The organism is Taurinivorans muris (assembly GCF_025232395.1).
Classification (GTDB): domain Bacteria; phylum Desulfobacterota; class Desulfovibrionia; order Desulfovibrionales; family Desulfovibrionaceae; genus Taurinivorans; species Taurinivorans muris.
In genome coordinates, this window is record NZ_CP065938.1 from 607,426 (window position 1) to 632,267 (window position 24,842).

24 protein-coding genes and 1 tRNA gene are annotated in these 24,842 nt (G+C 41.7%); 10 read left to right on the plus strand and 15 right to left on the minus strand.

All coding sequences use genetic code 11. The annotated features are described in order from the left end of the window. Positions 1 to 72: 72 nt before the first annotated feature. Positions 73 to 264, plus strand: a complete 192-nt coding sequence (locus JBF11_RS02765) for a hypothetical protein (RefSeq protein ID WP_334315857.1) — start codon at positions 73 to 75, stop codon at positions 262 to 264. Between the two features lie 2 nt (positions 265 to 266). Continuing rightward, positions 267 to 773 carry a metal-dependent hydrolase gene (locus JBF11_RS02770; protein ID WP_334315858.1) on the plus strand — a complete coding sequence of 169 codons (507 nt, stop codon included), beginning with the start codon at positions 267 to 269 and terminating at the stop codon, positions 771 to 773. Between the two features lie 6 nt (positions 774 to 779). On the opposite strand, the gene JBF11_RS02775 is transcribed toward JBF11_RS02770, so the two are convergent. Next, positions 780 to 1,757 carry a GAF domain-containing protein gene (locus JBF11_RS02775; RefSeq protein ID WP_334315859.1) on the minus strand — a complete coding sequence of 326 codons (978 nt, stop codon included), beginning with the start codon at positions 1,755 to 1,757 and terminating at the stop codon, positions 780 to 782. Between the two features lie 158 nt (positions 1,758 to 1,915). Here JBF11_RS02775 and JBF11_RS02780 point away from each other — a divergent pair, with 158 nt between their 5' ends. From JBF11_RS02780 to JBF11_RS02805, 6 genes are all read left to right on the plus strand, one after another. After that, positions 1,916 to 3,643, plus strand: a complete 1,728-nt coding sequence (locus JBF11_RS02780; RefSeq protein WP_334315860.1) for a hypothetical protein — start codon at positions 1,916 to 1,918, stop codon at positions 3,641 to 3,643. Position 3,644: 1 nt separating this feature from the next. Then, positions 3,645 to 4,370 (plus strand): 16S rRNA (uracil(1498)-N(3))-methyltransferase, encoded by a 726-nt coding sequence (locus JBF11_RS02785; RefSeq protein WP_334315861.1) that lies wholly within the window; start codon positions 3,645 to 3,647, stop codon positions 4,368 to 4,370. Further along, positions 4,367 to 5,566, plus strand: coding sequence for a replication-associated recombination protein A (locus tag JBF11_RS02790; RefSeq protein ID WP_334316305.1), 1,200 nt, complete (start codon positions 4,367 to 4,369; stop codon positions 5,564 to 5,566). Before JBF11_RS02785 ends, JBF11_RS02790 begins: the two co-directional genes overlap by 4 nt. Before the next feature lie 9 nt (positions 5,567 to 5,575). Further along, positions 5,576 to 6,337: a lysophospholipid acyltransferase family protein gene (locus tag JBF11_RS02795; RefSeq protein WP_334315862.1), complete on the plus strand. Its 762-nt coding sequence runs from the start codon at positions 5,576 to 5,578 to the stop codon at positions 6,335 to 6,337. Positions 6,338 to 6,340: 3 nt separating this feature from the next. Next, positions 6,341 to 7,165 (plus strand): 16S rRNA (guanine(527)-N(7))-methyltransferase RsmG, encoded by an 825-nt coding sequence (locus JBF11_RS02800; RefSeq protein WP_334315863.1) that lies wholly within the window; start codon positions 6,341 to 6,343, stop codon positions 7,163 to 7,165. 98 nt (positions 7,166 to 7,263) lie between these two features. Further along, a tRNA-Phe gene (locus tag JBF11_RS02805) sits at positions 7,264 to 7,339 on the plus strand. Between the two features lie 343 nt (positions 7,340 to 7,682). On the opposite strand, the gene aroD is transcribed toward JBF11_RS02805, so the two are convergent. The 14 genes from aroD to JBF11_RS02875 form a co-directional block, all read right to left on the minus strand. Further along, the gene (gene aroD / locus JBF11_RS02810) at positions 7,683 to 8,543 is read right to left on the minus strand and encodes a type I 3-dehydroquinate dehydratase (RefSeq protein WP_334315864.1); all 861 of its coding nucleotides are present in this window, start codon (positions 8,541 to 8,543) and stop codon (positions 7,683 to 7,685) included. Positions 8,544 to 9,104: 561 nt separating this feature from the next. Further along, positions 9,105 to 10,355 (minus strand): serine hydroxymethyltransferase, encoded by a 1,251-nt coding sequence (gene glyA, locus JBF11_RS02815; RefSeq protein ID WP_334315865.1) that lies wholly within the window; start codon positions 10,353 to 10,355, stop codon positions 9,105 to 9,107. Between the two features lie 84 nt (positions 10,356 to 10,439). Continuing rightward, positions 10,440 to 11,687: a beta-ketoacyl-ACP synthase II gene (fabF, locus tag JBF11_RS02820; RefSeq protein ID WP_334315866.1), complete on the minus strand. Its 1,248-nt coding sequence runs from the start codon at positions 11,685 to 11,687 to the stop codon at positions 10,440 to 10,442. A gap of 64 nt (positions 11,688 to 11,751) precedes the next feature. Next, the gene (gene acpP / locus JBF11_RS02825) at positions 11,752 to 11,988 is read right to left on the minus strand and encodes an acyl carrier protein (protein WP_334315867.1); all 237 of its coding nucleotides are present in this window, start codon (positions 11,986 to 11,988) and stop codon (positions 11,752 to 11,754) included. A gap of 28 nt (positions 11,989 to 12,016) precedes the next feature. Further along, positions 12,017 to 12,763, minus strand: a complete 747-nt coding sequence (gene fabG, locus JBF11_RS02830; protein WP_334315868.1) for a 3-oxoacyl-[acyl-carrier-protein] reductase — start codon at positions 12,761 to 12,763, stop codon at positions 12,017 to 12,019. A 109-nt stretch (positions 12,764 to 12,872) separates the two neighbouring features. Further along, on the minus strand, positions 12,873 to 13,892 hold the full coding sequence (locus JBF11_RS02835) for a beta-ketoacyl-ACP synthase III (RefSeq protein WP_334315869.1): 1,020 nt from the start codon (positions 13,890 to 13,892) through the stop codon (positions 12,873 to 12,875). Between the two features lie 2 nt (positions 13,893 to 13,894). Next, positions 13,895 to 14,941 (minus strand): phosphate acyltransferase PlsX, encoded by a 1,047-nt coding sequence (plsX, locus tag JBF11_RS02840; protein WP_334315870.1) that lies wholly within the window; start codon positions 14,939 to 14,941, stop codon positions 13,895 to 13,897. Next, positions 14,931 to 15,116: a 50S ribosomal protein L32 gene (gene rpmF, locus JBF11_RS02845; protein WP_334315871.1), complete on the minus strand. Its 186-nt coding sequence runs from the start codon at positions 15,114 to 15,116 to the stop codon at positions 14,931 to 14,933. Before rpmF ends, plsX begins: the two co-directional genes overlap by 11 nt. A gap of 27 nt (positions 15,117 to 15,143) precedes the next feature. Further along, positions 15,144 to 15,683: a DUF177 domain-containing protein gene (locus tag JBF11_RS02850; RefSeq protein ID WP_334315872.1), complete on the minus strand. Its 540-nt coding sequence runs from the start codon at positions 15,681 to 15,683 to the stop codon at positions 15,144 to 15,146. A 95-nt stretch (positions 15,684 to 15,778) separates the two neighbouring features. Continuing rightward, the gene (locus JBF11_RS02855; protein WP_334315873.1) at positions 15,779 to 16,999 is read right to left on the minus strand and encodes a pyridoxal phosphate-dependent aminotransferase; all 1,221 of its coding nucleotides are present in this window, start codon (positions 16,997 to 16,999) and stop codon (positions 15,779 to 15,781) included. 9 nt (positions 17,000 to 17,008) lie between these two features. After that, positions 17,009 to 17,848, minus strand: coding sequence for a sirohydrochlorin cobaltochelatase (locus JBF11_RS02860; RefSeq protein WP_334316306.1), 840 nt, complete (start codon positions 17,846 to 17,848; stop codon positions 17,009 to 17,011). Beyond that, the gene (locus JBF11_RS02865) at positions 17,841 to 18,299 is read right to left on the minus strand and encodes a 2-thiouracil desulfurase family protein (RefSeq protein ID WP_465250210.1); all 459 of its coding nucleotides are present in this window, start codon (positions 18,297 to 18,299) and stop codon (positions 17,841 to 17,843) included. The genes JBF11_RS02860 and JBF11_RS02865 overlap by 8 nt, the downstream gene beginning before the upstream one ends. Before the next feature lie 32 nt (positions 18,300 to 18,331). Continuing rightward, positions 18,332 to 19,384, minus strand: coding sequence for a phosphoribosylformylglycinamidine cyclo-ligase (purM, locus tag JBF11_RS02870; protein ID WP_334315875.1), 1,053 nt, complete (start codon positions 19,382 to 19,384; stop codon positions 18,332 to 18,334). Between the two features lie 88 nt (positions 19,385 to 19,472). After that, complete coding sequence (locus tag JBF11_RS02875; protein WP_334315876.1) at positions 19,473 to 20,429, minus strand: hypothetical protein; 957 nt, start codon at positions 20,427 to 20,429, stop codon at positions 19,473 to 19,475. Positions 20,430 to 20,607: 178 nt separating this feature from the next. Between JBF11_RS02875 and JBF11_RS02880 the strand changes: the two genes are divergently transcribed. Both JBF11_RS02880 and JBF11_RS02885 read left to right on the plus strand, forming a co-directional pair. After that, a complete protein-coding gene (locus JBF11_RS02880) occupies positions 20,608 to 23,823 on the plus strand; it encodes an AsmA family protein (RefSeq protein WP_334315877.1) in 3,216 nt (1,071 codons plus the stop codon). 68 nt (positions 23,824 to 23,891) lie between these two features. Beyond that, positions 23,892 to 24,785: a Tim44 domain-containing protein gene (locus JBF11_RS02885; protein WP_334315878.1), complete on the plus strand. Its 894-nt coding sequence runs from the start codon at positions 23,892 to 23,894 to the stop codon at positions 24,783 to 24,785. Positions 24,786 to 24,842: the final 57 nt, after the last annotated feature.

Sequence of the window (24,842 nt, forward strand, 5' to 3'; positions counted from 1 at the left end):
CGAACAACAAAATCACGCGTTGAGGGGAAAGCATACCTTAAAAACATAACCGATGATATAAAAAAGGTCAACATGGAAAACTTAATGCTTTTCTTCATTATTCTTGCGGTCTCAAGCACTTTTATCGCATTATGCAGCCTTATTGCGCCGCGCTGCACAGCTTTTTTCATGAAAAAACCGACAACAGGCAAAGCCCTTGCATTTTGGTTTGTCCTTTCTTTAATAAGCAGCTGCATGGTCGCTTATCTGCGTACGCAAGTATAAGAATGAAATGGTTTTCGCACAGAATTTTCGCCGTCGGCGTAGCTGCAATGTGCAAATTCGACATATCGGGAATAGCCTCGTGTTTTTTAGGCTCGACAATTCCGGACAGTATTGATTTTTTTCTGACAAAACTTGGTTTCAGCTTCAATAAAATCCATAGGAAACACAGCCATGCATGGATATGGTATGCTGTTTCTCTGCTTCTTGTTTATGCGGTCATCATCCCCCGCATGCAAAAGGACTTTCAGGAATTAATGGAATACGAAGAGATTATCCCCGCCTTCTTCATAGGGATTTTTTCACATATTTTTCTTGATATGTTAACCGTGAAAGGAGTTCCGCGTTTTATCAATCCCGACAAGAAATTCGCCGTGAAGCTTGTCCGGACCAATACCTATTCGGAATATATTTTCATTTTTACGTTTTTTGTCACGGCATGTTTCTATTTATATTTAACCGAAAATCAGTATCTTACCGTATTTATTGATTTTGTTTATAACCAACTGTAAAAAGATTTATTTTTTCGTCATCCTGTGAACCCGATAACGCAAAGCGACAATTTCCAAAAATTGTGCCAAATCCTCACTGATCACACGCATAATGATTTTAAAATCGGTGTCGAATTCTTTGGGACTTGCTGAAGCTAAACATAATACCGCCGCAATATTTTTTTCAACGCGGACAGGAATGCAGACCGTGGCGGAAAAAAGCGGCAATCCGTCATTTTTTGAATACAAAGGCAAACTGCGGTTATTTTCTTTTCCGTCGTTTTGAATCATTTCTTCATTTTTATACACCCAGCCCACAAGTCCGCCGCCGAAGCCGAATTCCTTATTCATTGTAATCGCAGGAAACTCCCCGTCTATATAATAATGGTCCTTTTTATCGGACAAAGAGGTAAAAGCGACATATTCAAAGCCCAAGGAAGAAGACAGCAGCTGCAAAAGCTTTCTTAAATACGGCGACCAGCCGTTATAATTTTTTTTCAAATCGGCAAGCTGTTCCAACAGCTGAAAATAATCTTCAGCCGTATGGATTTGCATGCTGTTGTTAACAATCGTAAAAAGCTGAGGTAAAATCTTTCCGTACAAATCCAGCAGTTTTTGCTGGTTTTCGGAAAAAAAATTCGCTTTTTTGCTGTCCAGGCACAAAGCGCCGTTTCCTGCGATGAACGTTCCCATGAAAGAATGAATGGAATCTTCGGTATCATCAAGATAATATCCTAAATTCGCCTGATTTTCTTCAGGAATTTGATATAATAAAGGCTGTTTGTTTTTTAAAATCCACCCCACCAAACCTTTTCCTTGAGCAAGCTGCGCGTTCTGATTTACGGACTTGTCGCTCATACTGAAAAAAGAAACCAATTTCGCCGCGCTGTTTTCGCTTTCGGGCATGAACAACAAAACAGAATGCGCGTCGAACGTGCTTGCGATCAACGCTAAAAAATTATCAAAAATACCGCTTTTATCAAAAAAAATATTTGTATTTTCCATATGGACAACCTTTCTCCCGTTCATTACGATATAGCAAGAAACGCCTTGGTTAATCAATAGAAAAACACTAAAAAAAATTCATTTTTCAAGAAATTTTGACTGGATAAATTTGCAAAATTGCGATATTATGAAGTCAGGAATTTTCAAGGATAATACGAATGAAACAATATACCGAAGCTTTTTCTCAATCTAAATGGAAATTTGACAATCAGCCGGATTCCTTTAATTTCATTTCTATTACCACCCTTGCAGATCTCAAAGAATACCTTGATTTTGTCCATATCCGCGAAACGCTGCTCAAACCGTTTTTTGAAAATAAGAATTATCCGCTTATCGACATGCGGTCCTTATTGCCCTCTTTTGAATCCGACAGTTACGAATACCATAATTTGCCCGGATTTTCCATGCTTGTGCTCGACAGGGAACTTTCTTCCTTTCAAGAAGTTTTCCAGTATGATTCCCTGCACCCTATTTCCGAATTTCTATCGTTTTCAAAAGGTCCGTGCTGTCCTTTGGAAAGTTATGTCACGCAAAAAAACAACCATACCATGCTTGCGAGAATGCCCCGCAATCTGCACGATGAATTTAAAAAACGCTTTCAACGCCAAGACATCACGGTTTTGGAGCTCTACCCGTATCTTTTGCCCTATCTTATTGAAATGGACAGAGCGCACGTAATCAGCAAAAGTTTTTACGGACATTACCAACTTTCCGGAATATTCGCCTCTTTTCCGTCCGATATGAACGGCGAGATTAAGCGCTTCGGTCTTCGTATCGGCAAATTTCAAATGGGCAACGATCAATTGTACCAACGTAACAGAAATTTCGTCATGCAATATTTAATGGAACTTTACGGATTTCCCATTGCCTCGGAGCGAAGAACTTCGGCTGCCCTTTTTTCAAGACGTTTGCATAAGACAGGAGAAAATTTCCTTATCCGCGTTCTCGGTCAATCAGACAGAGTTATCACAACGATTTGGAACAACCACCAACATATACGGTATCCGGCTGTCGATAAAATCACCCTTGTGAGCATCGATAAGGAGCAAACGGATTTAATCAATGAAATCAAAGAACAAAACGCTTTTGTGGATGAAAAAAGACGTGTGGTCATCCTGCGCGTGCACTATAAGCAGCACGCTTTCAACAAAGGAAACATCAGGCAGGACAGAGCCTTGTCCATCATGTCCCATGAAATCACCCATCCGCTGACAGGCAAAGCCATTACCAATATCAATGTTCTCCGTGACACAACCAATCTCATCATCCGCCTGAACGATATCATACGGGGCGAATATTACGGCACCGTCCTTTACAAGAAAACAGAGCTTATTGAAAATACCGACACGGAAGAAAAACGCTTAAAATTTCTGTTCACATGGCTGTCCAAACATCAAAGGAGAATTATCGGTTACAGCGATGAATTTTTCCTTGATTTGAGCAAAATCATCGAAGCTTATTTTGTAAAACTCCATGAAGAAGATACGCTTGATCTGCATGAGCTCATACAGGAAAATCTCAATAAATTCAGCTTCATCGTACAGGCAAGAAAAGTCAGGGTTTTAGAGGAAATCCGTTCCAGAAAATACAAGGACAAACAGCTCAGCTATGAGCAAATGCTTGTTGAAGCCGTCGCCATTGCAAAAGAACTGCGTTTCGAAAGCATACATTATTTTGATACGATAGCTGAAAGCACGCTTTATGAAATCAACAAAATTCTGAATAACCGCTACCTGCTGAAACATTACATAGAAAAACCGGACAGCCAGCTGACGGCTAAAGGTCTTGAAATCAAAAAAAATTACAGCAAACTCATCACTGTGAAAGACGAGATTGCCGGCATCCAAAAATCACATACGAAAGATACTCTTTACAACGGATTTTAATATGCATACGTTTTATTTGGAACCTGAAAATTGGCATACACTGACACTGACCGGAAACGAGTTTCACCACTTATCCAAAGTGCTGCGTTTGAAAGCGGGCGAAGAAATCAGTTTGCTTGACGGAAGAGGCAAAGAAGCGATTTGCCGGATTTCAGGCATAGACAAAAAAGAAGCGAAACTCACATTGCTTGCGGAAAAAATGTACCCGGAAGAACAATCGAGAATAACGCTCGCTCTCGGTTGGGGCAAAGCCGCAAGAAGAGGATTCATTCTTGAAAAATGCGTTGAACTGGAAGCCCATGCCCTATGGTTTTGGCAAGCGGAACGCAGCCAATTCCCTGTGCCGAAAGACATGAAAAACTCATGGCAGGAACAGCTCATTGCAGGCGCGAAACAATGCAAAAACCCCTATCTTCCCGAAATTTCCGCTCTTTCCAAAGGGGTGAAAGAACTTATTGAAAAATCGAAAGACTTTGAGCATAAACAATTATTAGTGGAAAGCGATTATCAGCACGAAGCTTTTTTGGCTGAAAAAGATTTGGGATTGAAAGGCGATACCCTTTGCGTTATCGGCCCGGAAGGCGGATTCAGCCCGAAAGAAGTTGAATTGCTTGTCGACGCGGGCTTTAAAACATATACGATCGGTAATAGGATTTTACGATGGGAAACAGCGGCAGTCATGGTGCTTGGACTTCACTGGTGGAACAAACAGCAAAAGAAACAATGAAGCCACTTCCGGAAGAATTGCGCCCCCTTGATTTAAAAGACTACGTCGGACAGGAACACCTTTCCGACCAGCTCCAAACGCTTTTCAATTCTCCGCGGCTGCCCAGCCTTTTGCTTTTCGGACCTCCGGGCTGCGGAAAATCTTCTCTCGCGCTCATTTTAGCCCATCAGCACTCAAAGCATATTCTGCGCCTCAGCGCCCCGGAAGTCGGTTTGCAGCAGCTCAGAAAACAAATACAGGGCATTGACATCCTCATTCTTGATGAAGTGCACAGATTTTCCAAGGCGCAGCAGGACTTTTTCCTGCCCATTTTGGAAAGCGGAGAAATCACCCTTATTGCGACAACAACGGAAAATCCCTCTTTTTCCGTGACAAGGCAGCTTTTATCACGCCTGCACGTTTTAAAACTTAATCCGTTACATAAAGAAAACCTCAAAAAACTTGCATTATCAGCATGTGAAAGAAAAAATATATCCATTGAAGAAAATCTTATCGACTTTCTCTGTTCCGCATGCCACGGCGATGCAAGAACATTGTTCAATCTTCTTGAATATGTTTTTTCCCTGCCTAAAGAAAAACAAAACCTAGAACAAGCCCAAAAAGCTTTGCCTAAAATTATCGCAAGGCACGACAAAAATGGGGACAGCCATTACGAACTCGCTTCCGCACTCATAAAATCCATTCGGGGCAGTGACCCGAACGCGGCACTGTATTATTTGGCTTGCCTTATTGAGGGAGGCGAAGACCCGCGTTTTATTTGCAGAAGGCTCATCATCTCCGCATCCGAAGATATCGGCTTAGCCGACCCGAAAGCGTTGGGGTACGCGGTTGCATGCCAGCAAGCCGTCGAGTTTATCGGAATGCCCGAAGGTGTCATCCCCCTTTCGCAAACCGTTGTCTATTTGGCGTTGGCTCCCAAAAGCAACAGCACCTATACGGCTTTTCATAACGTGACACGGGAAATCCATAAAAACGGCATGCACCCTGTCCCCTTGCATTTAAGAAACGCTTCCACTAAACTGCAAAAGGAATGGGGATATAAAAAAGGCTATCTCTATCCCCATGATGCCCCGAACGGCTATATTGAACAACAGTATCTTCCCGAAGAAACAAAAAGCAAGGAATTTTATTTTCCGAAACAAAACGGAGAAGAAAAAAATCTTTATTTCAACTGGAAACGTATAACGAAAAAATAGGACTTTTCTATGGAAATGATTTACCATTACGCACAAAATTACCGTTCTGAAAACAAAAAACGCCCTTTTGCCACGCCTATTTTTTATGCGAAATTATTTAAAATAGTTTACGACGCTTCGCGTGTCGCCCTGAAAGGCGAATACTCCGATGAACGCTGGGTTTATGACAGTTTTCTTGTCGGTCAGGCTATGGAATCGGTCGGTGCGGACATTGTCATCGAAGGGCATGAAAACATTAAAAAACTTGACAGACCATGTGTTTTTGTCGCAAATCACATGAGCACGCTGGAAACCTTTTTTCTTCCAAGCATAATCCAGCCCGTTTGCAATCATACTTTTGTCGTTAAGGAATCCCTTTTGAACTATCCTTTGCTCGGACCGGTTTTAAGCGCTGAAAAGCCTATTACCGTCACAAGAACGAATGCCCGTCAGGATTTAATGACGGTGCTTGAAAAAGGACAAGAAAAACTGGCGAACGGCGAATCAATTATCATCTTCGCTCAAGGCACGCGCAAACCGGACGTGAAAGCGGAAGATTTCAGTTCGCTTGGAGTGAAATTAGCGAAAAAAGCCAATGCTCCCGTTATCCCTATCGCCCTCAAGACAAATGCATGGGGAACAAGCCCCGTCACAAAAGATTTCGGCACTATCAATCCTGATATTCCAATTCGCATTTCATTTGGCGAACCCTTTGAAATCATAAGCAATAATGGAAAAGAAGAACATCAAAAATGTCTTGATTTCATCATTAATACCTATAACTCATTTTAATATATGAATAAAAAGCCTAATCCCTATAAACCGATTTATTCGGTAAAAAAAAGCTCCAAAAAATTTCAGCAAATACAAAAATCAACACGGAAATTATCTGTTGAAAATTTGAAAGAACAATGTTTGAGGCTTGGCTTTTCCCTTACGCTGCCGCAGCTTTCCGCTTTGTATGAATATCTTTTCCTGCTGCAAAAATGGAATCTGTCCATGAACTTGGTGGGAAAATCGGATTGGGAAGAAATTTTATCAGAACTTGTCGCGGACAGTTTTCACCTTGCGAAATATCTTAATTCCCACCCTGTTTTTGCACCCCTTTCCATTCCGATCGCACAAAAAAACGAAAAAATCCATTCCTTTGAACCCTATGAAAACGAACATGATTTTACTGCATGGGACTTGGGTGCTGGAGCGGGACTGCCGGGCATTCCTTTACGGATACTTTGGAAGCAAGGAACATATACCCTTGTTGAGGCAAGGGAAAAACGTTCGCTTTTTTTAAATACGGTTTGTACCAAACTCGGATTGGAAAATACTTTTGTCAGCCGCGGGCGGGCGGAAAATTTTATGCAGGGAAAAAAAGCTCGGCTCATTGTCAGCCGAGCGTTCATGCCCTATGATAAAATGCTTCCTTTCATCGCCCCATATTTGACCTCAACCCAAGATCCGGCAAATTCTGCAAACGGTTCCGTTATTTTCCTGAGTTTGGAACCAATTCGTGCCGAACGCTTCAATTCTTCGGAATTTAAATGGAATACGAAAAATATTTACGAATATACAGTGAAAAATAAGAAAAAATATCTTTGTGAAATTGAAAAAATCAGCCAATAAACACTAAATTCTTTGGTTCATATGCAAATTTTAAATAGAAATGCTCAACAAAAAACTTGCCATTACAGATAAAGTAACGTATAAAGAAACCTCACGTTGCCTAGGTAGCTCAGTTGGTAGAGCAGAGGACTGAAAATCCTCGTGTGGGCAGTTCAATCCTGTCCCTAGGCACCACAAATTAAAACTTTTATGCATTATAAATATAAAGTATTATAAAAAAACTGCCGCAATTCATGGCAGTTTTTTGTTTTTATCGGAATAAGTTTCCCAATTACTTTGATACGTCTTCTTTGAAAATTTTTTATAGCATATAATGAATACACACCAAGGGGTTCACCTCTTGAACCCGGTCAAAGGATAAGATAACGGTGGAAATCCCGCCTTTTGTTTCGCAGTCCTTATCAGTAACTTACTTCCGCTTCCAAAAAGTGAAACGTCTGAACGCAAAAAACATGCACAACGTTTTTATATGTTATTATGATACGTTGATTATATAATTCCAAACAATTTTCATAGCCTAGTTCGGGTAAATGACAGCTAACGCTTCACGAACGACAGAAACAGGCATTTGGGTCGGATTTGAGCCTTTAACACCTGATGCAAAAGTCAAATCAATACCGAACAAGCCTCCTATCAATCGGGAAATTCTGCCGATATCCCCGCTTGCGGAAGCAATGACAGGATATTTTGAATACGTACGGCGGAATGTCAATATGCCCTTTAAAAACGTTAATACATCTTCTTCGCTGTTTGGTTTCACGACGATTTTTGCAATATCAGCACCTGCGGCAATTTCCCTGTCCATAATCTTTACTATTTCATCGGCTGTCGGAGTCGCATTCATATCATGATACGCCACAACCAAGGAAATTCCGGAATTAACCAATTCTTTTTTAAAAGATTGAATTTTTTCTTCTCCGTAAGCCAGTTCCATATCGATCAGTTCAACTAACTTTTCTTTTGCGGCAGCCCTGTAAAAATTAAACTTAGCTTTGTCGGAAACGTCTTTATATCCCCGTTCGGCTTTTATCCGGACGGTTAATAACATCGGAACATCACCAATGATTTTATCAATATCCCTAAGCATTGCGACAGAAGCATGAGTATCTTCAATACAATCCCAAAAATCAGCACGCACTTCGACCATATCAGGCTTCAGTTCAGCAACGAATTTTGCTTCTTCCAGTATTTTGTCTTTTGCCGTTGCTGTAAGCGGAACGCACACTACCGGCATGTTTCCGCCAAGAACGGTATTTCCATAGCTTAGCGGGTGTGTCGGCATCGGACGTTTGTAAGCTTCCGCAAAAGCCATTGCAGCAAATGATGAAATAAGCAGTGCGATAACCACGGTAAAAAAAATAGTTTTTTTAATATTCATAGGATATTCCTCCTAAAAAGTTTCCTATCGTATTAATTAAAATAAAACCTTTTCCTTGTCAACTATCAGGATTTACAAGCATTATTTCCTATAACTATCCATAACCAAAGATACGTGCAAATGAGGCGGAACAGATAAAACATCATGCGGATATGGCAATGCAGTCCGTCATTTCTATCATAATGACATTCTTTTAATCACCGGATTGCCGTAAAATTTTACCAATTTCATCTTATAATCATACATATATTTCTTCAGAGCAAAATGTTAAAGTGCTCTGTCAACAACCATTGACTGTTGTTCGTACGGTATACCGCTCTTTGATTTCGGCAGAGTTTTTGCCTGGCGAACACAGCAAAACATACCGGAAAAGGACTATCTTGGTTTCTGAAAATTTTTCATTGCGTCGGTCTAGCCGGTGCTTTTTTTTGTGCTAACGCCGCAAAAAAAGCCATTGGCATAACTATGGTTATAACAATGGCATATAAGGATTGGGGGAAATAATTCCCCCCCAAAAAAAAACAAGATTATTGCAAAAATAAAATTATCATAACAAAAAAACTAATACGCAAACAACGGATAGCGGCTTGCAAATTCCGCAACGGCTTTGTTGATTTTTTCCAAATGGCTGTCGTCATTCACATGAGCAAGCACATCGATAATCCATTCAGCCACTTGATCCATTTCTTTTTCTTTCATGCCGCGGGTTGTAAGCGCAGGTGTTCCGATACGTACGCCGCTCGTCACAAAAGGTGAACGGGTTTCAAAAGGAACGGTATTTTTATTCACGGTAATACCGGCCTTATCAAGAGCATGTTCCGCGTCTTTGCCCGTAATGTCCTTATTGGTCAAATCCAAAAGCATCAAATGATTATCCGTTCCGCCGGAAACAATATCATAACCGGCGTCAAGCAAACGCTTCGCGAGATGACTTGCATTTTTGAGAACTTGTTTTTGGTACTCGACAAAGCCGGGACGGAGAGCCTCACCGAAAGCCACAGCTTTGGCAGCAATGACATGCATTAAAGGTCCGCCTTGAATGCCGGGGAAAATTTGGCTGTTAATCGTTTTCGCCAAACCATTTTCTTCCGTGCTGTTTGCCAAAATCATACCGCCGCGAGGACCGCGCAATGTTTTATGGGTGGTTGTCGTCGTAATATGGGCATGAGGGACAGGAGAGGGATGAAGCCCCGCTGCAACAAGCCCCGCAATATGAGCCATATCGACTAACAGTTTCGCGCCGATACTGTCTGCGATTTTGCGGAAACGTTCAAAATCAATAATACGTGAATAAGCGCTCGCACCAGCAACGATGACCTGCGGTTTCTTTTCATGTGCGATTTGCTCTAACGCTTCATAATCAATTACGCCTGTTTCCTTATCAACGCCATAGGAAATGATATTGAAAAGCTTACCGGAAAAGTTTACGGGACTGCCGTGGGTCAAATGCCCGCCGTGGGATAAATCCATTCCTAAAATAGTATCTCCGGGTTTCGCAATGGCGAAATAAGCTCCCATATTTGCCTGACTTCCGGAATGAGGCTGCACGTTCACATAATTGCAGCCGAAAATCTGCATGGCACGTTCCTGAGCGATGCTTTCCGGAATATCAACGTACTCGCAGCCGCCATAATATCTTTTACCCGGATAACCTTCTGCATATTTATGAGTCAAAATGGAACCTTGAGCTTCACGAACAGCGTTGGAAACAAAATTTTCAGAAGCGATCAATTCCAATTTGGTTACTTGTCTTCTGTTTTCATCATAAATTGCTTCTGCAATTCTGGGGTCTTGGGAAATGATGTTTTGCATAAAAAACTCCTAATAAAAATACAAAAAAACGCTATAAAAAGACAAGTCTTTTATAGCGTTTTAAGAAAAATTTAGCAATAAGAATTATGCTTCATAACGTTTGTAAAGCATGCTCGCATTTGTTCCGCCAAAACCGAAATTGCTGCACAAAACATATTTGGGATCAAGCTTTTTAGGTCCATCGGGCATATAATTCAAATCGCACACAGGATCAGGATTTTCCAAATTTATGGTTCCGGGAACCATACCGGTATCAAGGGTTAAAACGGAAAGTACGCTTTCAACGCCGCCGGCTGCGCCGAGCAAATGTCCCAACTGTGATTTGTTTGAACAGATAGCGATATTTTTCGCATGATCGCCGAAAACTTGTTTGATAGCTTTTGTTTCCGCTTCATCATTGGCATGGGTGGAAGTCCCATGGGCGTTTATGCTGTCGATTTCGTTAGGGTCGACTTGGGCGTCTTGCAAGGCTCTCTTCATCGCAAGAGCCATACCCTCGCCTGTTTCAAGCGGAGCAACCATATGATTTGCATCATCGGAAGCGCCGAAGCCCACAACTTCCGCATAAATATGGGCACCGCGAGCCAGCGCGCTGTCAAGGCTTTCAAGCAACAGCATGCCTGCCCCTTCGCCCATGACAAAGCCGCCGCGTTCGGCATCAAAAGGACGGGAAGCCTTTTCAGGGCTATCGTTGTATTTTGTGCAAAGGGCTTTCATAGAGGTAAAGCCGGAAATACCCATTGGCGTAATTGTGGATTCCGCACCGCCCGTAATCATGGCATCACAGCGTCCCATAACAATTTCCGTATACGCGCTGCCGATGGAATGGGTTGCGGAAGCACAGGCGCTGGTTAAAACATAGTTCGGTCCTTTGGCACCCACGGCGATGGCGATTTGTCCCGGAGCTATATTGGAAATAAGCATAGGAATATAAAAAGGAGAAACACGGGAAGGCCCCGCTTCGACCAATTTGGAATGAAAGACTTCGATAGTCGCCAAACCGCCAAGACCGACACCAAGAATAACGCCAACTCTGTCCGCATTTTCAGCTGTGATCGTATACCCGGAATTTTCAATGAGCTGCATAGCCGCGCAAACGGAAAGCTGGGTAAATCTGTCCATGCGTTTGCTTTGTTTCGGCTGAATATAAGTATCCGGATTAAAATCTGTAATTTCACCTGCAATGTCAGTGTCAAACCCCGTCGTATCAAAACTGGTGATTTTTTTGATACCGGATTTGCCTGCCAAAATTCCTTCCCAAGTGCTTTCAACATCAAGCCCTAAAGGAGTAATTGCGGAAATTCCAGTAACAACAACGCGTTTTCTAGTCATCTCACATCCTTATACTTATATTTTTTTTATAAAATAAGACGCCTTGATAAGGCGTCTTACAAAATTATTCGCCTACGTGTTTTTTCACGTAGTCGATAGCATCTTTAACTTTTAAAATCTTTTGTGCGTCTTCATCTTTGATTTCACAGTCAAATGCATCTTCCATAGCCATGATGAGCTCGGTAAGATCAAGAGAATCAGCACCTAAATCTTCAACAAAAGATGCATCCATTTTCACTTCTTCTTCAGAAACGCCTAATTGGTCTTGAATAATGGTTTTAATTTTTGCTTCAACAGACATATTCCCTCCAACGGGTTTTATTTTTTAGTTAACAATAAAGACCACCGTTAACCGATAGTACCTGACCTGTAATATATGCTGCCTTATCAGATGCTAAAAAGGAAACAGCATCTGCGACATTTTGAACAGAACCAAAAAGCCCCAAAGGAATTGCTTCAGCATATTTCGCTTTCACATCGTCAGGCAATTTAGCTGTCATATCCGTTTCAATAAAACCGGGGGCAACAGCGTTAACAGTAATACAGCGGGAACCGAACTCTTTTGCGGCTGATTTCGTAATGCCGATAAGCCCCGCTTTTGCAGCCACATAATTGGCTTGTCCTGCATTTCCCATAAGTCCGACAACGGAAACAATGTTCACAACACGCCCGAAACGCTGTTTAGCCATAATTTTTGTCGCTTCCCTAAGACAAGTAAAAGCTCCTTTCAGATTGACATCAATAACTGCATTGAAATCTTCATCCTTCATGCGGAGAATTAAACCGTCTTTCGTAATTCCTGCATTATTGACCAAAACATCCAAACGAACTTTATCTTTAATTTCATCTTTGAAAAACTGATTCACAGCTTCACTGTCACCGACATTCAGACAAAAGGCTTTCGCTTTTCCGCCTGAAGCGATAATTTCCTGCACAACATTTTCCGCTTCCTGCGGTTTTGATACATACGTGAGGTAAACCTGATACCCGTCTTTCGCAAGAGTCAGGGCAACAGCTTTGCCGATACCCCGTGAAGCTCCCGTAACAAGAGCGGTTGAAACCAATTCGTTACTCATAATCATACTCTGTTTCAAATTTATTAAAAAACTTTAAAACAGTTTTTATGTTTTTTCAAGCTTTAATTTACTTTATTAAGAATTTTTTTTATAAAAAAAATTACTCATGTCATGAAATTAAAGCCGACCCCCAAGTCAAACCAGCTCCGAAAGCAGTCAGCAAAGTTTTTTGCCCCTTTTTCAAAAGGCCTTGTTCCCGCGCTTCCGCCATAGCCAACACAATGGAACTTGCGGAAGTATTTCCATACTTCTCCAAGTTTGTAAAAACTTTCTCTTTGGGAATAGCCAAACGCTCGCCGACAGCCTCAATGATCCGCAAATTTGCCTGGTGGGCGAGGAACAAATCGACATCTTGCACGGACAAATTATTTTTTTCCAATAATTTCAAGCTTTCCTGAACCATTCCCCGTACTGCGCATTTAAAAACTTCCTTGCCTTGCATGGTCAAAAAAAAATCTTCAGAAATTCTGTCTCCGACCCGGACCTTTTTATCCGTTCCGCCGCCGATACGAATCAAATCCTTATAATCGCCATCCGCACCGAGCGATACATCAATAATATCAAAAAGCGCTTCGCCATTTTTTTGAATAACGACAGCCCCCGCCCCGTCACCGAACAAAACACTTGTGGTCCTGTCCTGAAAATTCATTCTCCGGGATAAACTTTCAGCCGTGACAAGCAAAACAACGGCATTATCATCAAGAGCGAGAAAAGCGCGGGCAAGTTCAAGCCCGTAGACAAAACCGGAACAAGCCGCATTGAAATCAAAACAAACAAGGCTGGAATTGGAATTTGAGATGAGCTGCAAACCGGAATACTCTGAAAGCCCCAGTTTTTGCGCTATGATACAAGAAACGCTTGGCGACAATGTTTCAGGCGAACATGTGGCAACAAGCAGGTGGGTTATTTTAGAAAGGGGAATTTGCGCTTCTTCGATTGCTTTTCGAGCCGCAACACAAGCATATTCAGAAATATTTTCATCATCACGCAAAATACGGCGGTTTTTGATACCGGTACGGGTGCTTATCCACTCGTCACTCGTATCCATGATTTTTTCCAAATCAAAATTCGATACGGTATTTTCCGGAACACTGACACCAAGACCTGTGATTTGACAAAACATACTCATGATTATACGGAAGAACGGGCATAACTTGTAAGTTCTTCATTTTCTTTAAGATTTGCCAATAAACGGTTATGGGTGCCTTTTTCAAGATATGTATTCGCCATAAGGACGGCATTTTCAATAGCACGGGAATTGCTGGCGCCATGGCAAACAAAACTGCTGCCTTGCAACCCCAAAAGCGGCGCCGCGCCGTATTCGGCATAATCGATTTTTTTCGCTAAATTCTTAAAAGCTTTTTTCGCTAAAAAAGCGCCGATTTTCGGCAAAAGACCGTTTCCGAGCAATTCCTTTTTTAAAATATCGAAAAGGGAAAGAGCCAAGCCCTCACTCAATTTCAAAGCTATATTGCCGACAAATCCGTCGCAAACGATAACATCGACATTGCCGATAAAAATATCACGTCCTTCAACGTTTCCGACAAAATTGATATTATGGGCGACTTTCAATAAATCATAGGCTTCCTTAACGGTGCATGTGCCTTTGCCTTCTTCTTCACCGATACTTAAAATGCCAACGCTGGGTTCTTCATATCCCAAAATATCTTTGGCAAAGGCGGAACCCATTAAAGCAAATTGAAACAAATGATGCGGTTTGCATTCAACATTGGCCCCGACATCAAGCACCAGCCGGGGAGTTGTTTTCGTAGGCATGATTGTTGCCAGACAAGGACGTTCAACCCCGGAAATCCTGCCAATGATAAACATCCCGCAGGCAACGCAGGCCCCGGAATGACCGGCACTGATGACAGAATGGGCTTTTCCGTCCTTAACAAGCCTGCAAGCGACTTGAATGGAAGAATCTTTCTTCTGACGTAAAATATCCGATGGTTTTTCATGCATATCCACAACCTGCGAAGCATGGACAATGGAAAAATCCACTGTTTTCAAATCATCGGGAAGCGTATCCAAAACTTCCTGAATGGCGCTTTCAATGCCAACAAGAAGAATTTTGGCTCCGCATTTTTGACCGGCTTTCAAAGCTCCGGGGACAACAACGGAAGGTCCGAAATCCCCTCCCATTGCATCCACTGCCAAGATATTGCTATTCTTCATTTCCGCTTACTGCTTCTACTTGGCGGCCTTTATACTTTCCACAAGCAGGACATACCGCATGGGGAAGAGTCGGAGCACCACAGGAGCAATAAATTACAGAAGGTTTTGCAATGCGGTCATGTGATCGGCGCATACCTTTTTTGGAATGAGATTTTTTATTTTGTTGAACAGCCATTTCAATCTCCTTAATAAGCTTTTGGCTTTATTGTATTTTCAAGTTTCTAAGAACTGCAAAACGAGGGTCGCTTCCCTCATCTTCGCAAGCACAAATTCCTTCATTCAAATTCTTGCCGCACTTCGGACAAACCCCTTTGCAATTGTTTTTGCATAAAGGCTTCGTAGGCAGCGTCAAAACAAATTCTTCCCAAAGCAACGCTCCCATATCAAGAACAAGAGCATTCTTATCTTTGAAAATCACTCTGTTGTCGTCAAGGGTATCATCAAGAATTTCTTCTTGGTCCGCAGGGGGATACCCTTCAAATTCATCAAACACATAATCAATCTTGATTTCCGTTTCTTCCGCACACCTATCGCATGGAACAGAAACCTTTCCGCGAAGCTTTCCTCTGAAAAGACAACCGTCCTCTTCGGGAAGAACAAAGACTTCAGCTTGGATATCGTCGATAATCTTGCAGGAAATATGAAATTCTTTCATGGGCTCAAGCCAAATTTTCTGATTATTATAGTGAAATGTCTGACCGTTTTGTTCAACATCCCGCAATAACATCTGAAATTCTTTCATATACTCTCCTTGCGAAAGGGTAATTTACAGATAAGTTAATGAATTTGTCAAGAAAAATAATACCATTTACTGTTTTTTTCTAAAAAATTATGATTTTAAACGTTCTTCCGATCTTGCTTCACGCTCCTTGCTTTATCCGCAGCCCGTTTAAAACCTTCGCGTGATTTTTCGATAACGCGCTCTTCAACAGCATAACAAAGCCTTATATAGCCTGCAAGCCCGAAACCTTTTCCGGAAACACCCAATATTTTTTCTTCCTGCAGACATTTAATAAAGAGTTCGTCATCCCCGTCGGGCGCTTTCGGAAAAATATAAAACGCTCCCATTGGTTTTTGGTATTCAATGCCTGCGTTATCCAAAATATCGCAAAAAATTTCACGGCGTTTCGCATAGACAGACAAAGCATTTTCCGTGGAAGAACCGAGAGCCGCTTTCATTAAATACTGCCCGACCACAGGAGGATTAACAAATCCCAAAATCCTGTTGGACATGATACAAGCCCCCATAAGCAATTCTTTGTCTTCAATTTCGGGAGATACAGCCAAATAGCCTATTCTTTCCCCTGCAATGCCGTATTTTTTGGAAAACGAACTGATAACGACAGCATATGTATATAAAGGAAGAACAGAAGGAACTTGGCAATTGTCATAAGCCAAATAACGGTAAGGCTCATCGGAAACCAAATAAACGGGACGACCGTTCTTTTTGCTTGCGCTTTCAAGAATTGCAACCAATTTTTTCAGCACACCCTCTGAATATATCACCCCCGTGGGATTATTGGGAGAATTGATGATAAGAGCCCTTGTTTTAGGTGTGATGCTTTTTTCCAATGCATCAAAATCAGGCATGAAATCTTCACGGGTCGGAACGGTTTTTAAAATACCGCCATGGTTTCTCACATAAAATTTATATTCTCCGAAATACGGCGTAAAAGCCAAAACTTCATCATCACGTTCAAGCACGGAATGAAAAAAAGCGTTCATGGCGCCTGCCGCGCCGCAGCTCAGCATCACATCAAAACGGCTTAATCCGACTCCCTGTTCTTTGGACAATTCTTCCGCCAAAGCCTCAAGTGCCCATGCAAAGCCTGCATTCTGCATATATCCTAAGCTTGCGGGACGATTAAGGTTTTTTGCCAAATCCGCCATTGCTTCCTGAACAACGGGAGGAGGAGGCAAATCGGGATTTCCAAGACTGAAATCCAATACATTCTCTTCTCCGTACTGCTGTTTCAGTTTTATTCCCAAATCAAACATTTGCCGGATAAGCGAACCTTGTTCAATACTTTCTTTCATCATTTCAGAAACAACAGCCATTTTTCACTCCTATAACATTGCAATAGCTTGTTCAATTCTTCGTATCCAAATGTTTTGAATTTCATTTGATTCCGCCAAGCCTTTCAAATACGGCTCACATGAATAGCCTTGGCGAAGGACCCTGCTTTTCCATGAAAACTCGTCATCGCCCGCCATATCGCATAGAGCGTGTTTACCAATAACCGTAAGCAAAGGCAAGAGCCATACCTTGTTAATACGGGCTTTTTTTTCCAGTTCGTCCAATACGTGCGTCAACGTATATGAACCTTCCATGCATGCAGCATAAAGAGACGGATACGTTTCCGTTAATTTGGAAGAAAGGGCGAGGTAAAGCTGTTCCGCTTCATGGTTTGTGCCGTGCCCCATAAAAACAGCGATATCGTTTTCCTGAAATTTTTCAGGAAGAATTTTATGCAGCGCTTTTACAACAGGCAAAATGTCTTCTTCAGCATTCAAAAGAGGTAACCCGAAACTGATTTTCAACCTGCTTGAATTTCTTGCAATATTCGTATCTTCCAAAACATCGCAGTATTCCATGCCTGCGATTAAATGCAAACTTTGCACTACAATATGCGTAAAACGCTCAAATTCCATTTTTTTTAATGCTTTTAAAACAGAATCCGATTTTGTGCGCGCATGGGCTAAACGTTTGCGGAGCGTTTCCGAGGTAAATGCTATACGTACGGGAATATTGAAATATCTTTCAAGCTTTGCTTGAAAGTTTCGTATCGCCTGACCGCTTTGCATATTTGAAGAACCGTAAGCGGCAATCAAAATACCTGCTTTCGGCTTTGAAACTTCCAAAGAAAATTTTTCCAATTTTTCGGACCAGTCGTACGTATCATTCATAATCACAAGAAAACCAGGTTAAAAATTTTTCAAGAACACTGTCCTTTTCCGTACATACAAAAAAATTATTTTCCCTGAGCATACGGGCGAATATTCCGTCACCTTTGATGAGTGTCTTGGAAAAAGTTCCGTCGTAAACCTGCCCTACACCGCAGCTGGGTGATTTTTCTTTTAAAATTGCAAAGTTGGCGCCGTAAAAACGCGCATACTGCAACGCTAAAAATGCCCCCGACATAAAATTTTGCGTGCAGTCCGTTCCGTTTTTTGAAATAACCCTATCAGCCCGTATTTCACAGGGGGTTCTCGGAACAGGAAGTCCGCCTAAACATTCAGGGCAAAGAGGCAGAACCAAATTTCGTTCATACAGGCTTCGTATGAAAGGAACCGTATTGGCTTTACCGTCATATCTGCAGGAAAAACCCGCCAGACAAGCGCTTACGACAATCCGCATATCATAAAAAAGGGCTGTGTCCAAGCCCTATTTTAAAAATTGATTTGCACGGCTTCGGCATCGCTGTCTGTTTTTATTGCGATGGAACCGATTTGCCATGCTTTCATATTCACCCCGGCGAGCATATCCAAGGTCTTTTGAGCATATTCCTTATCAAGAATAAGAATGTAGCCTATTCCGCTGTTGAAAATTTGCAGCATTTCAGCCCAAGACAAACCGCCTTGCTCTTTCAGCCAATTGAAAACCGGAGGAATATCCCAAGAGCCGAAATCAATGACAGCTTTTACCGACTGAGGCAATACACGGGGGATATTGTCATAAAATCCGCCCCCGGTAACGTGCACCATACCTTTGATTTCAACTTCACGCATGACGGATTTCAGACATTCCACATAAATAATCGTGGGTTCAAGCAAAACTTCGGCAAACGTCTTGTCTGTTCCGGGGAAAATATCATCCTTTTTCGCTCCGCTTTGAGCAAAAATCTTTCTTACCAAACTATAACCGTTGGAATGGACACCGGAAGACTGAATACCGATAATCACATCACCGCTTTTAATTTCGGAACCATCGACCAGCGATTCATTATCAACGAGCCCGACACAAAAACCTGCCAAATCGTAATCTTCATCTGCATACATTCCGGGCATTTCGGCAGTTTCGCCGCCAAGCAACGTACAAGCGGACTGCCGGCACCCTTCTGCAATTCCCGCAATCACTTGCTGGGCTTTTGCCACATCAAGCTTGCTGCATGCGTAGTAATCCAAAAAAAACAAAGGTTCCGCGCCTTGCACAAGAATATCGTTCACACTCATGGCGACAAGATCGATACCAACCGTGTCATGCTTATTAAATTCAAAAGCAAGTTTCAGTTTCGTGCCCACGCCGTCAGTCGAAGCAACCAAAATAGGATCTTTCATGCCTGCGATATTCGGTCTGAACAAACCTCCGAAACTGCCTATATCGGAAAGCACGCCTCTCGTGTGGGTTGTCGCCACAATAGATTTGATTTTGGAAACCAAATCATTGCCGGCTTCAATATTTACCCCTGCATTGGTATACACCTGTGAACGGGAAGAACTCATCTGAAACTCCTTTCATCTTTATCTATAACGTTAAAAAAAATAACGTATTTTTTAATTTTTGCCAAGCGCATAAAATCGGTCATTAAAACTAATAGCAATTGACAATTAAAAAGAAAATAAAGGCATTGAACACAAAATCAAGCACAGCGGCAGCATATATGCTGCTTTTTTTCTGCATGGGAACAGCCGCCAAACAAAAATTCTTCTTCAATTGTATGGAAAACAAAAAATACAAAACCGGCAAAACAACGCAGGCGGCCTGCAAAATAAAAACGGAAGAAAAATATTTTTGCAGAAGCTCTGCAAATGCAGGTTGAAACGGTAACTGGAAACCGATCAAAAGAATGAGAACAAGCCCGAAGGCAAGCAGTGAAAAAGAAAAAATCGCACGACCGTATTTATTCAGCACAAAAATATAATAATCCCGTCCGTAATCCATTGAATTTCGGACAGCAATGCTCAAAATACAAACCAAATACAAGGCATACAGAAAAACGGAAAGGAAAAAGAACATCGTTGCAGCATAAGAAAAAACTTGGGTATTTTTTAAAAGCGCGTAAGGATTATCCATAAAAACATCCGAAGGCAAAGCAAAAAAATGGCTGACAACCTGCAGGCAATAGGCGGCGAAACCATTGGCATTTCCTTGCAAAACCGCAAATACGGCTGCGAAATTTATCCATTGCGCCAATCCGGCAACAAGCAAAATACCCCCTAAGCCATTGACAAAATATAGAAATGTCAATTTGGGAAAGCGGACGGACAAAGCGCAAAAAAGGCATAAGACAAAAGACGCAAGCCCCAAATGCAGCAAAAAATCCTTCCAGAAATCAAGATTTGAAACAGCAGAAAAAGCGGAACTCGCTTCAAATAAAATACCCTGCATGAAATAATCGGCAAAGAGAGCAAGGCTCACAAGAAATAAGAACGCGGCGGAAAAAACCTGTATTTGCATTGCGGCTTTTGCGAAAAGGGCTCTTTTGTGCACACCTTCGCAAATTTTATATCCAAGCCCGAGAACGGGCATGAGATAAATTGCAAACATAAAAAATAATCCAATAAAAATAACCAATTCCATAAATTAAAATCCTGTTTTTTTGCTACAATATAAAAACTATGCCCAAAGCGCAAGTAAAAACATGGGAAAATCATTAAAATCAATTCTTGAAAATTTCTGTAATAACGCATATAGTCCTCCCATAGTATACATATTCGGATAAACAGTGCGGAACGTTTCTTATGGTCTCATTTTTCTGATTTTTTGGCTGCTGTTGGTTTCAGCAGGTCTTTACATCTACCTTTTTTATTTACAGCCGACAAAACTCGCTTCATCCATTTCATATTTGATAAAAGAAAAAACAAAACTCGAATTCAATATCGGTAGAGTAGAACTCTCCTTCGCTCCGACTCCCACCATCAATATCCATTCCATTAAATTCTTCGATACTTCATTAAACACGGAAATTTCCATCAGCCGTCTTGAGGGAGTGCTGAGCTGGCGTTCCATCTTGCAGTTGAAACCAATCATCAACCGTCTTGCATGTTCCGGTGCAACCATACATTTGACATTGCCCCGAACAGAAAAAAAGGAACCTGCGCTTGCAATGGATGAAATTTCACAAAATTTTTCCAATGCGCTTTTCGACCGATTGCAGGCATTTTCCATTCCCCATTATTTTTCAAGCATGCAAGTGACTGTCGCTAACGCCAACGGAGAAATCATCTCCCCTGACGCTTCCGTGAAATATGTTTTTAAAAATTTGAATATTTCAGCAAAAACACCCGATATTATTGACGGAAATATGAATATCAGTCTTGATCACTTCGCAATTTATCACAACGATTATCTTTTGCTTGATTTTGGCAATTCAAAAATACACGCGGGCGATATTTCTTACAGCCCGCGCAGCTACTCCGGAAACCTCGCAATAGAAACCAATCTGCATGTTTCTTCCCTGCAGCGGTTTTATGCCAAACCTATCAGCAAAGCATACGACTATTTCCCCATGCCGGATCCGAGCTTCCTGCGATTAACCACTGATTTCAATATCCTTATCAAACAAAAAACAATGGAATTGTCGGGAACTTTTTACAATAAGACCGTACTTCCCATGAATGGATACGATACCCCCATTGAACTTACGGTTCCTTTCCGTTTGATCAGCTCCCCAAAAAAAACAAAAGCCGCTTCTCTCAATTTTCCATACAATGACAATGATACATACGGCAAAGCTTTTTTGCAGGAAAACACCCTGAGCGATTATGCCCTCGACCTTGCGGGATTTTATGTAAATGAAATAACAATTGATAATGCGGTAATAAAGGCAGACACGGATTCATTGAAATTTTCCGGTGCGGTAACGGGACTTTATCCATTTAATCCTTTGATATTCGGAAAAGCGCATGCGGATAATTTCAGTTTGCCAAGGTGGATAGGACCAACAAGGGAAATGAGCGCTGGACTGTACAATGCCCTTGACAAAATTAAAGCGGATATGGACGTTTACTGCACCCTCAAAGGGGTTTTTTCGCCAAACATTACAGCCAGAGTCTTAAATTATGCCATAAAAGGCAAAAGCGTGACCGCGAACTTTTTAAAACCCGATATTTGTTTTGATTTGACCATTCCCGAACAAAACGGTTCTCCCATAAACCTCAATCCCCTTTTTCCGGAAATCAACGGAAAAAACACCCAAAAAGTGCAGCTGCCGCCTCCTGCCGTCATCATATCGAAAAAAGACAAAAACAAATCTTCATTCGCCGTTTCCTATCATATCAATATCAATGTTCCCTCACAAGCACGGATTTGGAAAATCGACTGTTCAAAAACAAATGTCCTTATCGCTCCCGACAAAAACAATACGCCGACTATCAAAGTAACAACAGATGGGATTTATGCAGGCAAAGCGACAGCCCTCGCAATACTGAGCAGCAGCCGGAAACACAGTATCACAGCACAAGCCGAAAACATCCTTATTGAAGCTCCTCTAAGAAACATCATGGGATATACCCCTTGCACAGGGCGGGCGGACGCAGACCTGACAATTCTTTTGCAAGGTTCAAACTTGGCAGCCATTCTCAATTCATTGGAAATAAAAGGAACAACCAATCTTAAAGATGGGGCGCTCCACTCCAAAAAAGAAATATTAACTCCTTTCAAAACATTGGCTGCCGATATTGATATAAAGACAGTGCCTTTCAAAACAGACAAAAGCATGCCTAAAACTTTTGCGCTGAACGGTTCATGGAAACTTGAAGGTGATTTTCCGGAATACGGGGCAAAATTGTTTTCAAAAAATTCTTCCATTGATTTCAGTGTGAATACGGGGCAACCGCTTATGCGTTCCCCTCAAGCGACGGATATTTTGCTTATCGAGAAAAAAGACGGGGCAACTGTTCTCAAAGGAAGCGCAAAATTGGGTTTTCAAAGTAATTCCAATAAACTGATTATTGAAAACTATAAAGGAATGCTGCGAAATTCCAAGCTGTTAGCCGATATTGTTTTTGAGCAAAAAGAAAAAGCCACGTTTAACGGAACATTGTATTTTCAGCATTTCAATCTTAGTGATTATGTGAAAACAGACCCGGACAAGGAACATACAAAAGACAAAGACCTGCCCCTTGATTTTATTTGCAGTCACGACATAGACCTGGCAATAAAAGCGGACAAACTCACGTTTTACGATATCACAACCAGGGATTTCACAGGCAATATCAAAATCAAAGACAATAAAATAAGCGTAAACAACTTGAAAACAAAAACGAACAAGGGTTTTATTCAAGCCTTGCTTGAAGGTTCCGTCAAAAAAGAAAAGCGCAAATATCAAATGCAAACCTTATTCAAATTAAAAGGCGATACTATCGATATGCTGTCCATTACGAAAATGCGCAAACAAAAAACCCTCATGTCGGGAATAGGAAATATCGCCATACAAGGAAACGCCCTCATAAGCAAAAATTCCGACATTTTCAAAACCATGAACGCCGAATGGAATATGCAGTTCATCAATGGATATTTTCAAAGCGAAAAAGCCCATAACGCCATGCTTGAAGAACAGTCAGAAACACCCGAAACACTTTCAAACGCCAACAATGTACCGCAATATACGGGAAAAACGAGTTTTTCAAATTTAAGCGCCAGCGGAACCATTACGAACGGTGTCGCCAAAACAAATAACCTTGTCTTGCAGGGAACGGGATTATTCATACATGGCGGCGGACAAATCGATTTGGTATCGGAAAAAATCGATGCCTTTGCAAAAGCGACATATCTAGGTATTCCTGAAATTCCCGTCATCATAACAGGAACAATCACAAAACCGGAATATGAAGTAAAAGTCCTCAATGCGGTATCGCATACCATCGGCAATATCGGAACGGGAATCGTCGATATTTTTTCCGGCGTGCTCACAGCACCTTTTAAACTTTTTATGCAATAAAAATTATTAACTTGCAATTTTTCCATAAGAGTTTATTTTTAAGAAAAATACCATTGCGAGAGAGTATTATGAAATTAAAAAAATTATGCGGTATAGCCGCAATTATCTTATCTTTGTCCGCTTTCGGCACTTTTTCCATGCCTGATGATGCTGACGCAAGAAGAATCGGCGGAGGACGGAGCATCGGCAGAACAACAACGGTAAGACCTTCCGCTCCTGCCGGAGTCACTACGGGACAGCAGCATTTTCAACAGCAGCGTGCCGTCGGCAGCACTGCCGGCGCGGCCGCAGTGAACAGACGCGGCATGTTCGGCGGAGTTCTCGGAGGGCTTTTGGCCGGCAGCCTTATCGGCTCGCTTCTTATGGGCGGCGGATTTGCCGGCGGCGGCGGATTTCTCGACCTTATCATTATCGGTCTTCTCATTTATTTTGGTTTGAAATTCTTCAGAAATCGTCAGCAAAACCAAAATAACGCGCAAACATACCGTCAAGCCCAAACCTATCAGGACGAAAAGGCACAAGGACCAAACACACAAGGTTCTTCCGCTTGGGACAATTTGCGTTCGGAAAGAGCGCCGCGGACCGATGTTCAAACTTCAGGCACGTTCAATACGGAAGAATTTTTGGAAGGCGCCAAGAAATTATATGTCCGCATGCAGGAATCTTGGGATCTTCGCGATATTGAAGACATAAAACAATTTACGTCCCCTATCATGCATAAGGATATTGAAGAGCAGTTCAAAGAAGACCCAAATCCCTCCAAAACGGAATTGCTGCTCATCAATGCGCAGGTTTTGGAAGTAAAACAGGAAGGAAACTATGAACAAGTCGCTGTTTTGTTCGATGTGCTTATGAAAGAAGCGGAAAATGAAAACAACGAACAAGTCAGAGAAATTTGGAATTTTTCAAGAAACAAAGCGGACAACGGCTCCTGGGTGCTTGACGGAATTCAGCAAGTCTAGTCCGTATTGTATAAAACAACAAAAAGGCAGTTCAATCCTGCCTTTTTTTATACCGTA

Coding starts and splice junctions, on each gene's coding strand:
- JBF11_RS02765 (WP_334315857.1), top strand. CDS start 73: ATGGAAAACTTAATGCTTTTCTTCATTATTCTTGCGGTCTCAAGCACT.
- JBF11_RS02770 (WP_334315858.1), top strand. CDS start 267: ATGAAATGGTTTTCGCACAGAATTTTCGCCGTCGGCGTAGCTGCAATG.
- JBF11_RS02775 (WP_334315859.1), bottom strand. CDS start 1,757: ATGGAAAATACAAATATTTTTTTTGATAAAAGCGGTATTTTTGATAAT.
- JBF11_RS02780 (WP_334315860.1), top strand. CDS start 1,916: ATGAAACAATATACCGAAGCTTTTTCTCAATCTAAATGGAAATTTGAC.
- JBF11_RS02785 (WP_334315861.1), top strand. CDS start 3,645: ATGCATACGTTTTATTTGGAACCTGAAAATTGGCATACACTGACACTG.
- JBF11_RS02790 (WP_334316305.1), top strand. CDS start 4,367: ATGAAGCCACTTCCGGAAGAATTGCGCCCCCTTGATTTAAAAGACTAC.
- JBF11_RS02795 (WP_334315862.1), top strand. CDS start 5,576: ATGGAAATGATTTACCATTACGCACAAAATTACCGTTCTGAAAACAAA.
- JBF11_RS02800 (WP_334315863.1), top strand. CDS start 6,341: ATGAATAAAAAGCCTAATCCCTATAAACCGATTTATTCGGTAAAAAAA.
- aroD (WP_334315864.1), bottom strand. CDS start 8,543: ATGAATATTAAAAAAACTATTTTTTTTACCGTGGTTATCGCACTGCTT.
- glyA (WP_334315865.1), bottom strand. CDS start 10,355: ATGCAAAACATCATTTCCCAAGACCCCAGAATTGCAGAAGCAATTTAT.
- fabF (WP_334315866.1), bottom strand. CDS start 11,687: ATGACTAGAAAACGCGTTGTTGTTACTGGAATTTCCGCAATTACTCCT.
- acpP (WP_334315867.1), bottom strand. CDS start 11,988: ATGTCTGTTGAAGCAAAAATTAAAACCATTATTCAAGACCAATTAGGC.
- fabG (WP_334315868.1), bottom strand. CDS start 12,763: ATGAGTAACGAATTGGTTTCAACCGCTCTTGTTACGGGAGCTTCACGG.
- JBF11_RS02835 (WP_334315869.1), bottom strand. CDS start 13,892: ATGAGTATGTTTTGTCAAATCACAGGTCTTGGTGTCAGTGTTCCGGAA.
- plsX (WP_334315870.1), bottom strand. CDS start 14,941: ATGAAGAATAGCAATATCTTGGCAGTGGATGCAATGGGAGGGGATTTC.
- rpmF (WP_334315871.1), bottom strand. CDS start 15,116: ATGGCTGTTCAACAAAATAAAAAATCTCATTCCAAAAAAGGTATGCGC.
- JBF11_RS02850 (WP_334315872.1), bottom strand. CDS start 15,683: ATGAAAGAATTTCAGATGTTATTGCGGGATGTTGAACAAAACGGTCAG.
- JBF11_RS02855 (WP_334315873.1), bottom strand. CDS start 16,999: ATGGCTGTTGTTTCTGAAATGATGAAAGAAAGTATTGAACAAGGTTCG.
- JBF11_RS02860 (WP_334316306.1), bottom strand. CDS start 17,848: ATGAATGATACGTACGACTGGTCCGAAAAATTGGAAAAATTTTCTTTG.
- JBF11_RS02865 (WP_465250210.1), bottom strand. CDS start 18,299: ATGCGGATTGTCGTAAGCGCTTGTCTGGCGGGTTTTTCCTGCAGATAT.
- purM (WP_334315875.1), bottom strand. CDS start 19,384: ATGAGTTCTTCCCGTTCACAGGTGTATACCAATGCAGGGGTAAATATT.
- JBF11_RS02875 (WP_334315876.1), bottom strand. CDS start 20,429: ATGTTTGCAATTTATCTCATGCCCGTTCTCGGGCTTGGATATAAAATT.
- JBF11_RS02885 (WP_334315878.1), top strand. CDS start 23,892: ATGAAATTAAAAAAATTATGCGGTATAGCCGCAATTATCTTATCTTTG.